General features: G+C 36.9%; 16 protein-coding genes. 8 read left to right on the top strand and 8 right to left on the bottom strand.

The features are described 5' to 3' along the window. Positions 1 to 7: 7 nt before the first annotated feature. The gene (locus MKY76_RS11210) at positions 8 to 1387 is read left to right on the top strand and encodes an MATE family efflux transporter (protein ID WP_048392954.1); all 1380 of its coding nucleotides are present in this window, start codon (positions 8 to 10) and stop codon (positions 1385 to 1387) included. Positions 1388 to 1662: 275 nt separating this feature from the next. Here the strand turns inward: MKY76_RS11210 and MKY76_RS11205 are convergent, their stop codons facing one another. Next, the gene (locus MKY76_RS11205; protein ID WP_112118716.1) at positions 1663 to 2457 is read right to left on the bottom strand and encodes a PhzF family phenazine biosynthesis protein; all 795 of its coding nucleotides are present in this window, start codon (positions 2455 to 2457) and stop codon (positions 1663 to 1665) included. A 156-nt stretch (positions 2458 to 2613) separates the two neighbouring features. Between MKY76_RS11205 and MKY76_RS11200 the strand changes: the two genes are divergently transcribed. After that, complete coding sequence (locus MKY76_RS11200; RefSeq protein ID WP_066036817.1) at positions 2614 to 3771, top strand: Ger(x)C family spore germination protein; 1158 nt, start codon at positions 2614 to 2616, stop codon at positions 3769 to 3771. Between the two features lie 32 nt (positions 3772 to 3803). Here MKY76_RS11200 and MKY76_RS11195 read toward each other — a convergent pair whose 3' ends face one another. Beyond that, a complete protein-coding gene (locus tag MKY76_RS11195) occupies positions 3804 to 4328 on the bottom strand; it encodes a GNAT family N-acetyltransferase (protein WP_342557903.1) in 525 nt (174 codons plus the stop codon). Positions 4329 to 4612: 284 nt separating this feature from the next. Here MKY76_RS11195 and MKY76_RS11190 point away from each other — a divergent pair, with 284 nt between their 5' ends. Together MKY76_RS11190 and MKY76_RS11185 are read left to right on the top strand one after the other, a co-directional pair. Further along, positions 4613 to 4918 (top strand): hypothetical protein, encoded by a 306-nt coding sequence (locus MKY76_RS11190; RefSeq protein WP_048392961.1) that lies wholly within the window; start codon positions 4613 to 4615, stop codon positions 4916 to 4918. Positions 4919 to 5135: 217 nt separating this feature from the next. Continuing rightward, positions 5136 to 5300: a hypothetical protein gene (locus MKY76_RS11185; protein WP_342557852.1), complete on the top strand. Its 165-nt coding sequence runs from the start codon at positions 5136 to 5138 to the stop codon at positions 5298 to 5300. 34 nt (positions 5301 to 5334) lie between these two features. Here the strand turns inward: MKY76_RS11185 and MKY76_RS11180 are convergent, their stop codons facing one another. Beyond that, entirely contained in the window at positions 5335 to 5808 is a 474-nt protein-coding gene (locus MKY76_RS11180) for a hypothetical protein (RefSeq protein WP_004230199.1), read from the bottom strand. Between the two features lie 134 nt (positions 5809 to 5942). On the opposite strand from MKY76_RS11180, the gene MKY76_RS11175 reads away from it, so the two are divergent. Further along, positions 5943 to 6620 (top strand): hypothetical protein, encoded by a 678-nt coding sequence (locus MKY76_RS11175; protein ID WP_342557851.1) that lies wholly within the window; start codon positions 5943 to 5945, stop codon positions 6618 to 6620. Between the two features lie 52 nt (positions 6621 to 6672). On the opposite strand, the gene MKY76_RS11170 is transcribed toward MKY76_RS11175, so the two are convergent. Continuing rightward, positions 6673 to 7692 (bottom strand): serine hydrolase, encoded by a 1020-nt coding sequence (locus MKY76_RS11170; RefSeq protein WP_054548637.1) that lies wholly within the window; start codon positions 7690 to 7692, stop codon positions 6673 to 6675. A 160-nt stretch (positions 7693 to 7852) separates the two neighbouring features. Between MKY76_RS11170 and MKY76_RS11165 the strand changes: the two genes are divergently transcribed. Then, positions 7853 to 8419, top strand: coding sequence for a YetF domain-containing protein (locus tag MKY76_RS11165; protein ID WP_342557850.1), 567 nt, complete (start codon positions 7853 to 7855; stop codon positions 8417 to 8419). A gap of 590 nt (positions 8420 to 9009) precedes the next feature. Beyond that, positions 9010 to 9153: a hypothetical protein gene (locus MKY76_RS11160; protein WP_342557849.1), complete on the top strand. Its 144-nt coding sequence runs from the start codon at positions 9010 to 9012 to the stop codon at positions 9151 to 9153. Between the two features lie 5 nt (positions 9154 to 9158). Here the strand turns inward: MKY76_RS11160 and MKY76_RS11155 are convergent, their stop codons facing one another. The 4 genes from MKY76_RS11155 to MKY76_RS11140 all read right to left on the bottom strand — a co-directional run bounded on the left by MKY76_RS11155 (position 9159) and on the right by MKY76_RS11140 (position 11232). After that, on the bottom strand, positions 9159 to 9713 hold the full coding sequence (locus MKY76_RS11155; protein WP_342557848.1) for a hypothetical protein: 555 nt from the start codon (positions 9711 to 9713) through the stop codon (positions 9159 to 9161). A 69-nt stretch (positions 9714 to 9782) separates the two neighbouring features. After that, positions 9783 to 10286, bottom strand: a complete 504-nt coding sequence (locus tag MKY76_RS11150) for an NUDIX domain-containing protein (RefSeq protein WP_342557847.1) — start codon at positions 10284 to 10286, stop codon at positions 9783 to 9785. Between the two features lie 8 nt (positions 10287 to 10294). Further along, positions 10295 to 10669 (bottom strand): hypothetical protein, encoded by a 375-nt coding sequence (locus tag MKY76_RS11145; protein ID WP_054549232.1) that lies wholly within the window; start codon positions 10667 to 10669, stop codon positions 10295 to 10297. Positions 10670 to 10773: 104 nt separating this feature from the next. Beyond that, positions 10774 to 11232 carry a hypothetical protein gene (locus MKY76_RS11140; protein WP_342557846.1) on the bottom strand — a complete coding sequence of 153 codons (459 nt, stop codon included), beginning with the start codon at positions 11230 to 11232 and terminating at the stop codon, positions 10774 to 10776. A gap of 307 nt (positions 11233 to 11539) precedes the next feature. Here MKY76_RS11140 and MKY76_RS11135 point away from each other — a divergent pair, with 307 nt between their 5' ends. Next, positions 11540 to 11725, top strand: a complete 186-nt coding sequence (locus tag MKY76_RS11135; RefSeq protein WP_233436405.1) for a GNAT family N-acetyltransferase — start codon at positions 11540 to 11542, stop codon at positions 11723 to 11725. The last annotated feature ends 490 nt before the right edge of the window (positions 11726 to 12215 follow it).

Raw genomic sequence — 12215 nt, 5'->3', positions numbered from 1 at the left:
GAACTTAATGATGAACGAACAAATGTTACAGGATGATCAACAGCTACGCAAAGCTTTTTTAAATTTCTTAATTCCCGTGATGCTAGCGAATGTGCTGCAATCTGTTGGCCAAGTTTTTGCTATGTTTATCGTCGGACGCAATTTAGGGGTCGATGCCCTAGCAGCCATTTCGGCATTTTTTCCATTTTTCTTCTTTTTAATGGCCTTTGCAATTGGCATTGGTTCAGGAAGCTCTATTTTAGTCGGGCAAACATTTGGGGCTGGTAATCATGCCAAAATGAAAGAGGTTGTTGGTGTAACACTCGCCTTTACAACTATTTTATCCATTGCTGTCGCGATTTTTGGTGGCTTTTTCATCGAATGGATTTTACGTTTTATGCAGACACCTGCGAATATTTTAGACATGAGTATTAGTTATGCCAAAATACTTTTCTTCACGTTACCGATTATGTTCTGGTATTTGGTGTATACAACCTTTATGCGAGGAGTCGGTGATTCCAAAACACCATTTCTATTTTTAGTAATTAGTGTTGTGTTAAATATCGCCTTCCTCCCCCCTTTAGTATTCGGATGGTTGGGGTTGCCTGCGTTCGGCTTAAATGGGGCTGCCTATGCTTCCGTGTTATCAAACCTGGTGACAATGATGCTGTTGTTAGCCTATTTGCATAAAACAAAGCATTTACTACGTTTTGATAAAACAATCTTACAGCATTTTAAATTAAAGAAAGATATTTTAACGTCCTTATTAAAGCTAGCCATTCCATCCAGTATTAGCATGGTTGCCATTTCAGTAGCTGAAATTGCCGTTATTGGCTTTGTGAATGGCTATGGTTCGGATGCTACTGCCGCTTATGGCGTTGTCAATCAGGTAGCTAGCTATGCACAAGTCCCAGCAATGAGTATTGCCATTGCAACATCTGTCTTTGTAGCACAGGCGTTAGGGGCTAATTCTACAGAGATGATTAAAAAAATCCGACAAATGGGTGTGCGCATTAATTATCTTCTAGGTGGCGCGATCATACTCATTATGTATCTGTTTGCAGAGCCTATTTTGGCTTTCTTTATCGATTCACATGAGACTGTACTTATTGCCAAGAATTATTTATATATCGCCTTTTGGAGCTATTTAATTTTTGGACACACACAAACTGTTTCTGCTACAATGCGTGCCACTGGTGTCGTATTATGGCCAACTATCTTCTTAGTCATTACGATTTGGGTTGTGCAGGTACCATTAGCGTTCCTATTATCTCACCATACGTCACTAGAACTAAATGGCGTTTGGTTAGCCTATCCAATCACCTTCTGCGTCCACTTCATTATGCAATATGCATACTTCAAGCTCGGCTGGCAAAAACGAACATTAAAAGCTATGCTGAGCGAATAAAATCGAAGAGGGCATGCCATATGTGCGTGCCCTCTTTTTGTTATGGCAACAAAATAACCAGGCACTCAAAATTGAGCCCTGGTCATTTTGTGAAAAGTGAATGTTACTACTTGCTTTAGTTCTTTTGTATTCTACTAATAGAGTAGTCGTTTAACATTGAAAAAGGTTACAACAAATTTCAAATTTTTTTCTCGCTTTTTAGCAGTTACCAAAATAAGGCGAAATATAGAAAACGAACTGTATACTTTGAATACAAATCTCCTTCTAAACCGTATCTAGATGTTTAATTCTCCTTGCAATACTGTAACTGCTGCGCCTGCGATCAATACCTTGTTGTGATGAGGGGTCACATAGATTACACCTCCACGTTTAGAAAGCTGCTTGCTGACAAGCTGTTGTTTCGATAATTTCTCACACCAATAAGGGCCTAGTGCGCCATGACTTGATCCATTTACCTGATCCTCATCAATGCCTTGTGCTGGAGAAAAAAAGCGAGATACGATATCGATGTCTTCTTCCTTCGATTGACTAGTTAGACATATACCTCGAACAGGAAACTGCTTCATCGCAGAAAAGTCAGGTTCAAACTGTACAATTAGGTCTTCATTGCCTACTTCTACGATATAATCCAATTCGGTCCTCCCTACAAAGATGGGCTTACATCCTAACCAGTCCTCCAATGCTGAAGGACATTCCATTTCAGCAATTGGATACGTTTTGATGGCGATTTCCACTCGTTCATGTTGCCACTTGGCATGTAAAGGACCACTTGCTGTATGAAATGTAATTGTGTGCTCCTTTGGCACAATTCCTTGCTGCCAAAGGACAAAGGCACTAGCAAGGGTGCCGTGACCACAAATGGGTATTTGCCTATTTGGCGTAAACCATTTCAGTGTAAATTCAACCTGTTTTTTTTCAATAAAGGCTGTTGTCGGGACAGGTATCTCCTGTGCAATTTTTTGCATGGTCTCCTCAGAAACTTCTTCATCTAATAGACATATTGCTGCAGGATTCCCTTTATATAGCTCATTCGTAAATGTATTAATTAGCCAATATGAAATACTAGTCACCGTTCTCCCCTCCTTGCCTCATCATACCTGAAAATTGTTTCATTGGATATAATTTTCCAAATCTTATTTCCTCAGCTAGCACTTTATAAAAAAGCCATCTTTTGTCTAAGCTAACACTATAAAATACAACTGAAGAGCAATTCGAGTGGAGAAACCATGAAAACTTATTTCAAATTTTTATTGATCATCGGATTGACGACATTACTCGCAGGATGCTGGGATATTACGGAGCCGCAAAGAATGTACTATATAAATGCAGTAGGTGTAGACTACGAAAACGACGAGTATATTGTCTATTTACAAGTGATTAATTTCGCTGATGTCGCGAAATCTATACAACCTAGCGCAACGGTGGCGCCTGCAGAAGTAGGACGTGCCACTGGTAAAACAATAGAAGAGGCAATTTACAAATTATATCGCTCCTCGGATCAAGAAATTTTTTGGGGGCATATGCGATATATGATTTTTTCAGAGCAGGCTATGGAAAATGAACACATTATTCCTGTCATCGATACATTCATACGCTTTCGTGATACTAGGTATCAAATCTGGGTGTATTGTACAAAAAACCCAGTTGAAGACATACTGCTTGTCACACCTATCTTAAGAAATTCGTTATCCTCATCAAAATTAAGTAACCCAATCAACCCAACAGAACAAGAAACATTTATCGAACCAAAAGACTTAAGAGATGTTGTCATTGGCTTAAATGAGCCAAGTTATGAAGTAACAATTCCTTATGTGTCCATTAAAGACGATTGGGAAACAGATGAGGAGCAAGTTGAGGAAACCTATTTTTCAGGGGTTGGTGTCCTATCGAAAGATGGCTTTAAGGGGTTCGTGCAAGACACTGCGGCTCGCGGAAGTCAATGGATGCATAACTATACAAATCGTGGGGAGATTACCTTTCAATTAAACACAAGTGACCAGGAAGAACTAACGGTCAGTATTGAGAAAATACATGTCAATGTGGAACCACTTGTCAAACAAGAGGCTGTTACATTTGAAGTCAAATTGAGAATCAATGCGACCATTAATGGTTTTAAAGGAAAAGTAACCGAACAGGAGCTGAAAGAGCTTATTGTAAAAGAAGTGAAAAAGGAAATCCAGGAAACCTATAAAGAAGGTCTAAAATTAGATGTGGATATCTATCGATTGTCAGAATATCTCTACCGCGATAACGTCAAGGCTTGGAAAAAGCTTGAGAAAGATGGAAAAATTCCATTATCAGAGGATTCAATTAGTAAAATTGATGTGGATGTAGCCAAAATCAATCCAGGTCGAAAAACTTTTACAGAAACAATAAAAAAATGACCAGATGTCCTCATAGGAATCTGGTCTCCCGATTATTTTATAAGTGAGTATATATAAGTATCATGGGGTACATTATGTTGATGCATATATTTTTTTAATAATCCTTCTTGTTCGAAGCCTATTTTTTGCAATAGTAGATTGGAAGCTTCATTTTCTTTAAATACAATGGCTCCAATACGAACTAAATCCATTTCTTCAAAACCATAGAAAATAGCTCGTTTAACAGCTTCCTGAGCATAGCCATTTCCCCAATATTCAGGAAAAAGGGCATAGCTGATTTCCGCTCTTCGATGCTCTATTGACCACTCTTGAAAGCCGATTGTACCAATAATTCCTTCTTGTTCCTTTAATGCAATGCCCCATTTAATACCACGTTTTTCGGCAAAATTGTTGGCAAAATTGTGAATGATTTGCTGCACTTGAACTAAGCTGGTTAAAGGTTGTTGTCCATAATGGCGCAAAACTTCAGGATTCGAAAAGCACGCAAGAAGAGCTTGTCCATCAGAACTCGTCAATTCCCTTAACACTAATCGTTCAGTATGTAAAATTGGAAACATCATATACCTCTTTTATTGTAGATTTATTAATCAAATTTTACATTTGTCAACTAGCTATTGCAATCTCTATTTCCATTTGATGCCACTTTGTTAAAAGGACAAGGCTAGTTGCCCTGCCCTTTTTGTGCGTGTTAGTTTGCTTGTGCATCCCGACAGAGTAAGTCTACCAGAGCTATCTATACACTCTCTCTACAAATCCCCAATGATTGCACACTACACTACTGTATAAAACTTCCCTATATGTTCACAATAAGTTCAAAATAGTCAATGAGAGGTGAACTTGAATGGAACACTTTCCACTCATACATACAAATTTTTGGGATGCCGTCGTTGCAGTCCCTGTAGTTATGATGATTACCCAACTCATTAAGAAAATGTGTCATATAAAGCCTTTTTGGGTTCCAACCATTGCACTAGTTGTCGGCTTATTCATTTCTATTTTCATCAGCCACCGACATAATCTTCTTGCAGGACTATTCATGGGCTGGTTTTATGGCTATGCAGCAATTGGAAGTTATGCCTCCTTAAAAACTTCTTATCTTACCTATAAGCAAAAGAAGAGAAGAAAACAGAAGTATACTGCTCCTTAATGGTGACTATTACACCTACATGTACAAAAGCTTATACTAAATTTCAACAAAAATACTTTATAAATTTCATACTTGTTACATTACATTTTGACAAACAATGAATTGGAGAGGAGGAAAAAATATTTCTGAACGAGATCTTACACCTAAAGAAATCGATGCTATTTGATCTAGACAGAAAAAATTCAAGCGCCCTGCAAGCCAATTAGATATACTAAATATGACGGCAGCAATCACTCTTGAACTAGAAAAAGAAACAACTCAAATTCAGGAAACATTTTCATTTGAACAATTAGGGATGAATGAGCAATTACCTAGCGATGAAACAAAAAAACAAATTGATATGTATGTGATCGTCTCAACGTATCCTCTAGCATCGTTTTAGAAGAGGATAAATGACCGTTGTATCACCTTTTCCTTTAGAATATCTTTACTTGTTCTCGCAAAGTGGTAATGAACACGCGAATTTGTTCCATCGTCACAATAATACATAATGCAGGCCCACATTCTCTTGCACCATAATGATTCTTTTCATAAGCATCTAGTACAAACATTAATTTATAACGTTGCTCTGCTTCCTCCCTCTCCTCTTCAGGAATTTGAAAGAGACCGTATCCAGGAAAAAAATATTCGCCATAATGAGGGATATGATAGATGCATAGGCCAGGATCATGCGGCTCCAGCATACTTAAATAAGCAAGCTCCAATTGTGTTATGTCTTCTAATAATTGAAGGAAATCTCTTTTTAAACAGGAAATCTCAGTATTTATCGCTGGGAAAGCTGGCCCAAAGCGAAATTCAATACGAAACTTTACACTTTCCTCATTCACCATTAAAATATCTAACTCTACCTCACAACTCGGCTGACTCGAATCATCTTTTAAAATTGCCACTATACCGCCCCTTACACTTGCTTAATCGTCGTTCTCTCTACAATATACTACGAAACTATTATTTTACCAAATAAATGAAATTATTCACATTTATGTATGGTATAATAGATTTTATTCATTTTTGGGAGGTGAAGGTGTTGAAAAGATATTTGGTGACAAGCATTTTAGTAGGAGCCATCTTCCTGACAGGCTGTGAAAAGAATGACAAAGCAGCCTCAACACTATCTACATCAGTAGATGAACAAATAATCACAACGGAATCTGTCAGGGTACCTGTTCCATTAGTTTTAACGCTAGCGCAGAAAGAATACTACTATAAAGAATATTCGGCAATTGTCAATAAACTAAATGAAGAGTATGGGACAGGCTTTAAGCTAGATCCCATCACATCATTCTCAGCAAATTATTGGCTTGAATTGAAAGATTTTGAAGACATGTTAAAAGGTAGAATAGACACTTCTTATGTCGTGGTCGATAATAAGGAAGTTTTTTCTCCAGTTAAAGTACCGAAATTCGTTGAATTACATATGGGGGCACATCGAACAATGATTCGAGTGGATGGTTCATTTGACACCCAACTAAGCATGGACATTCCTGGTGGAAGACAGTTATTTTCGGTTATGCATTCCTTGTCTTCTAAAATTGAACAGGGTAAAGGCTACTGGACGCAAACGGGGTATGACCCTTCCATTAAAGATCAAGGCAGTGCTTACAATATTGCAATCGGTGGCTACTATTCATATAATGGAGTATCCTCACCTCATATTATTGAGATTGAGTATTATTGTAATATACATGGTGGCATTACTTAATAACTAGCAATAGGCTTGCCTGTAATCTTTTTCACAGACAAGCCTTATTCTTTTATAGGATAGCCTCTATTCCTTTCATCATATCAAGAGCGCCCTTAGATTTATTGGAACATACGACAACTTTGATGGAAGAAGCAGGATAATAGGCTGAATGGAAGCACACGCCAGGATCATACCCCATCACATGGTATTTCAGTATTGCTTGTTCACTATTCTTCTTAATCCATACACCATAGCCATAACAATCATTTTCATTCAGTTCGACATGAGGCATTAACAGTTGATTCGTTAACTCTTCATTTAAAAGTTCGAAATTCATAAGTGCACTCCAGAACTTTGCCATATCCTTCCCTGTTACGAATGCTCCCCCATCAGAACCCCCTTTTACAGGTAAAGAATAGATATTTGTTTTCCAAGTTCCATCTGGGTTGTCTATGTACCCTAATGCTGTATTAGCTGGCAAAGAATCTAACGAAAAATAGCCTGATTCCGTCATATTCACCCGATCGAAAAGATGTTGTTGAATGTAAGCGGAAAAATCCATACCAGTTGCATGCTCTACAATTAACCCTAATACAATATATCCTGCATTATTATAGTGAAATCGCTCACCAACTTTATACTTCATTGGACGATTCTGAAATAATGGTAAGAAATCTCGCAATGTTCGAAGCTGGTACATCGGATTTTCAACCCATAACGCTTCAAAATTCTCCATTTCTTCCTCATCAAAATAATCGGGTATTCCTGACGTATGTGTTAGCAGATGAGCGATGGTTACTTGCTCATCGAAGTGCTTAAATAGTTGAGGCAGACAATCGCATAATTTCGTATCAAATGCTAGCTTCCCTTTTTCAATAAGCTGACAAATAGCGACTGCAGTAAAAATTTTACAGCCAGAGGCAATGCCAAAACGAGTTTTGGCATGATTGTCGATTTGTTCTGAGCGATTCGCATAGCCAAAACTTTGGCTGACTAAGGCAACCTTCTCCTGATTTTCCACTAGCACCGTTCCTGAAAAATTAACCTTCTCTTGTATGTCGATAAGAATATTTTGTAATTTTGTTTGCATAGATATTCTCCTGATTTTCTTAAAATTACTAAATAATAGCTTTTTTATTTTAACAATAACGTTTTGAACATATTTTTACAAGTCTATTTCGTTTCACTCCTGAAGATCCGCATAATCATGTAACGGAAGGAAACAATAAGAAAAAAGAGGATGTGTCGCTGTGGAATTTTTTCATAGTCAAGAATCACTTAATGCTATTCAATGGATTCTCCGAGCCATTGTCGCTTTTTTCTTCCTACTTTTCGCAACAAAAATTATGGGACAGCGCTCTATTTCTCAGTTAAGAATGCTGGATTTTGCAATGGCTATCACACTTGGGAATATTATCGCACATCCCTTATCTGATGAAGGTTTAGGAATGAAGGGTTCCATGATTACCATGGCCGTTTTAGTTGCGCTCTACCTCATCGGTGTTTTTTTGAGCCTAAAATGGGTTGCCTTTCGTCATTTGATAGACTCCCCGCCGATTCCCCTGATTAAAAATGGGCAAATTATTAGCGCCAACTTACAAAAGGCTAGAATATCTGTTGATTTACTTTTATCAGAGTTAAGAAAAGAAAAAATTGAAGAAGTTCAAAATGTAGCACTCGCTTTATGGGAACCAGACGGATCGATCTCTAGTTTTTTGCATACACCCTACCAAACACCAACACGAGCAGATATAAGTGTACAGTCTAATCCTTTTTTTCTTCCCACGGTTCTTATTAAAGAGGGAGACATTGCCTAAGCTGAAGAGATGCGGAATATACGCAAAAAGCCCAAAGTTCTTCCCTTTTTCTTTCTCCGTTTGGAAATAGTCTACTGTTGCTGAAGGTAGCTGTTCTAGTTCTCTATAATCAGGTAACGACAGTAGTTTTATATCCTCTGCAGCAATTGCCCCTGCTGGCCCTTTATAGTGTTCCTTGGAATACAGGTACATCGCATTACGATTAGCCGCTAGTTTTTGGATTGGAATTTGATAAAACATTAGGCTTTCTCTCGTTGCAATACCAAGCTCTGTTAAAGCCTTATATAGATGACTAGGATGGATTGGTAGGAAATGAACAACATCATTCCACAAGCAATTTAAGTGAGGAATTTCTTTCATGAATAATTTCGATCTCTCTGGATGATCAAAATATTTTTTCGAATATCGTTCATATAAATGTGGAAATAATGCCCCTAACCTATTTAATGGCATAAGCTCAAGACCCACCATTTCCCTTGGAACCACATGATAAACATATCTCTGCATGACAAGCACCTCCACCTAACTAATTCTTCGAACATTTGGAAATTCCTGTTACAATCATTGTATAAATAGAAAGTAGGTGCACAATGGAATTATTAGTTATCATTCTTATTTTTGCCGGGATTTTTGCTTTATATGATTCGATTAGACGAGTTAACAATTCTATTTTGGAGCAAACGGAGGAACTAAAGAAATTACGAGAAGAGCTGAAAGGTAAGAATAAAAATTAGAGGGGCTAATACTTTTGCTTTGGATAATCAATTGAATTAGCAATATCAATCAGGACTTCAGCCGTTACTTGATCTGCCACATCTCGATCAATACTAAAGACATATTGCCAATTGTCTCTTTCAAATACAAGTAAATGAAAACCAATTCGTGGATTTTCAATATAGGCTGCCTCACTGCCATTTTTCAACTTAAATACATCTGTTTTATATTTTTCAAATGACATTTTATGCTGAACTGGTCGAACCTTGATTTTGAAATGATTTTGTGGCAATTGATCACTGATCATTACCACCTCCAGCTGATCATTCATTTCTCCTTCTAAATCACTAAACCTTCCAAAGTGATGCGTAAAGCTGATTGGCGGTACTCGTAGGGGTAGCTTCAGCTCTTTATTATAGTGGTGTTCGAACTCTTTTACGGCTATTTCTACTGTTTTATAGCCGATTTCAGGAAGAAATTCTTCAAGAGGTTGTGGCAAATCACTGTCCATTGCAAAAACCAAATTAAAAGTGGAAACATACGTAAATAAAGCTAGTCCAATAAGAATACGCTTAGTCACATTTTACCGCTCCTCTAACCTATTTAGGTATAGGTTAACCTACAGAATCAGAATTATGCTGACATAACACTAACAAGGCGTAGTCTTATCGTTAAAAATGGACGTAAAGTAGCGAAGTGTCGGTACTACGTTATTCGCGTGAAGCATCTTTTCAAGCTCTAGCTTTGTGACCCATTGAACTGCTGTCACTTCCTCCTCCTGAAGTTTGGTATCACTAATTTCAAAGCTTTGCTCAAATAACCAAACGTCATAAAAATCATTGAAACAATCACGTCGTTCACTCTTTACTAATTGTCCATTAGTCTTCAATAATGATATCCCTATTTCCTCTTCCACCTCACGAATAGCCCCGTCCAAACTGCTTTCACCCGTTACTATAGAGCCTCCTGGACATTCCCATAAATGAGGGTAATGTTTATTGGGATGTCTTTTTGTTAAAAGGAATTCTCCCTTGTTATTGCGAATCCATATGTGCACAACGATATGGTAATCTTCAGCTGCTAATGCTGTCCCACGTACATGACGCTTATTTGTTTTTTGGCGATTTTTATCATAGAGATCCCAGACTTCCATAGAGCACCTCATTTCTGAATTTGAACAAGCACATACTGCTTCGTCCACATTTCTGTTGTCACAATAGAACGTTCCCCATTTTTTTCGAAAAATAACCCGCTCCCCTCTTTTTCAAGAAATGCCCATCCTTCATTAGCCATCATTTGCTGAATGTCCTCGTCCACCTTCTGTATGCCCCTAGCTGAAATGGCTGCGAGGTACCAAGTTGCCTTCTTATCATTGGAGAGCGCCACTAAATCAAAGGGGGATGCATTTAATTTTTGTATAGCTTCCTTTGGTGTAAGGGAATCGATTGGCAAAGGAGGATATAATAATTTATTGCTATCAATAAAGACCCCACTTACTACGAAAAGAGCTACTATTAGTAAACCTATTTTTTTCAAGGTTCACCCTCCTCCTTGTCTTGTTAAGAATCGGCTGCTGAAATCTATCTGTAAAAGAGAGCTTCTATTTTGAAGCGGTCATACTTTATTTTTTTCATTGCTATTCAAGCTTTTAATAATGAAGAAAAGTTATAGAAAGCATTTAAAACATCTTCTCCTAAAGGATCAGCAAATGCATGATTTTCCAATGGGAAGATGCCTTCATTCTCTAACTGCTCCAAATATTTCTTGAAGCCTTGATCTATAGCCTCCATATACCCCTTAAGAGAAAATTGATCATTAAATATTCTTTCGATAGGATAATGACTTTTATGTTCAATTAATATGTATTCACCATCGCTGGAAAAAATATAGTAATCATAGTTTCCGTGACAATCTATTTTTACTTCATTTGTATTACCTTGATAAAAACTGGTGAGCGTAGAGAAAAATTGTGGGATGGCTATAAAGGCTAAACCAGATCTAAAACTAAATAGTTGTTCATCATTTGACACATCAAATTGAATATCACCACCCTCTAAATTAATTTTTATCGTACACATATACTTATTTTTCAAAAACATCCCCCTCTAGAAACCTATACATTTCATATTTTACCTTATTAAGTAAATAAACTATAGAACATGTTATCATTCTGTTTATAAAGATTTAATAGAAGGTGATAAATTTGATCATTAGAAAGGCAACTATAAAGATGCGAAAGGTATTGGAAAAGTACATGTTAATAGTTGGTGAACAACCTATAAGCATATTGTGCCAGCAAAATATTTAAGTAAATTATCCTACGAACAAAAACGCAATTATGGACACAAGAAATTGCCGACAAAACGAAGTATGTACTAGTAGCTGAAAATGAATTAGACGACATTATTGGCTTCACATCTGCAAGTAAAAGAGACTCAAACCCTTCCCCATTCCAAGTATGTAGAAACGCTCTATCTTTTAGAAAACTATCACAGAAAAGGGATAGGAAAACAATTGCTGAAGGAAATCTTTCATTGCTTTCATCAAAAGAACTACCAAACTATATTTGTCGAAGTCTTAGCTATAGAATAAAACACGTTATTTTTATGAACATTATGGGGCAAAGCTTAGAAATTACAATTGGTGGAAAAGGTTAAAAGAGTTAGTGTACGAATGAAAAGATAACGAAGAAGCTATTGAAAAGCTAATGTAATAAAATTGATTTTTATCGTCAAATCAGGAAATGTTTTCGAAGATCATATTCAATTTCAATGAATCTTATATCATTTTTAATCAAGCTAAACATCTTCATGTGTCTCCTATGCTTTTTAGTTTCAACATACTGCATTTTTTAGAAGAATCGTACTCAGAAGTTTAGAACTGTTCCAATAACAAGTAAAAATGGTAAAAGTACAACAAGCCTAGCTCTTTACGCATAAAGTAGCCATATATGACTGAAAGGATGTCCTGTGTGGGGAAAGAACATAAATATTTGAAAAAATTTAAGTTTACGTCAAATCCAAATTGTCATTGTCGCTGTTGTTGTCCTTGTTGTCGTTGTAAATGTAAGCCGCCATTTTTA

Source organism: Lysinibacillus sp. FSL P4-0201, assembly GCF_038593425.1.
In the GTDB taxonomy this organism is placed as follows: Bacteria; Bacillota; Bacilli; order Bacillales_A; family Planococcaceae; genus Lysinibacillus; species Lysinibacillus capsici.
The sequence above is the reverse complement of the archived record's forward strand: the minus strand, read 5'-3'. Positions and strand labels throughout refer to the sequence as shown.

Coding starts and splice junctions, on each gene's coding strand:
- MKY76_RS11210 (WP_048392954.1), top strand. CDS start 8: ATGATGAACGAACAAATGTTACAGGATGATCAACAGCTACGCAAAGCT.
- MKY76_RS11200 (WP_066036817.1), top strand. CDS start 2,614: ATGAAAACTTATTTCAAATTTTTATTGATCATCGGATTGACGACATTA.
- MKY76_RS11195 (WP_342557903.1), bottom strand. CDS start 4,328: ATGTTTCCAATTTTACATACTGAACGATTAGTGTTAAGGGAATTGACG.
- MKY76_RS11190 (WP_048392961.1), top strand. CDS start 4,613: ATGGAACACTTTCCACTCATACATACAAATTTTTGGGATGCCGTCGTT.
- MKY76_RS11185 (WP_342557852.1), top strand. CDS start 5,136: ATGACGGCAGCAATCACTCTTGAACTAGAAAAAGAAACAACTCAAATT.
- MKY76_RS11170 (WP_054548637.1), bottom strand. CDS start 7,692: ATGCAAACAAAATTACAAAATATTCTTATCGACATACAAGAGAAGGTT.
- MKY76_RS11160 (WP_342557849.1), top strand. CDS start 9,010: ATGGAATTATTAGTTATCATTCTTATTTTTGCCGGGATTTTTGCTTTA.
- MKY76_RS11150 (WP_342557847.1), bottom strand. CDS start 10,286: ATGGAAGTCTGGGATCTCTATGATAAAAATCGCCAAAAAACAAATAAG.
- MKY76_RS11140 (WP_342557846.1), bottom strand. CDS start 11,232: ATGTTTTTGAAAAATAAGTATATGTGTACGATAAAAATTAATTTAGAG.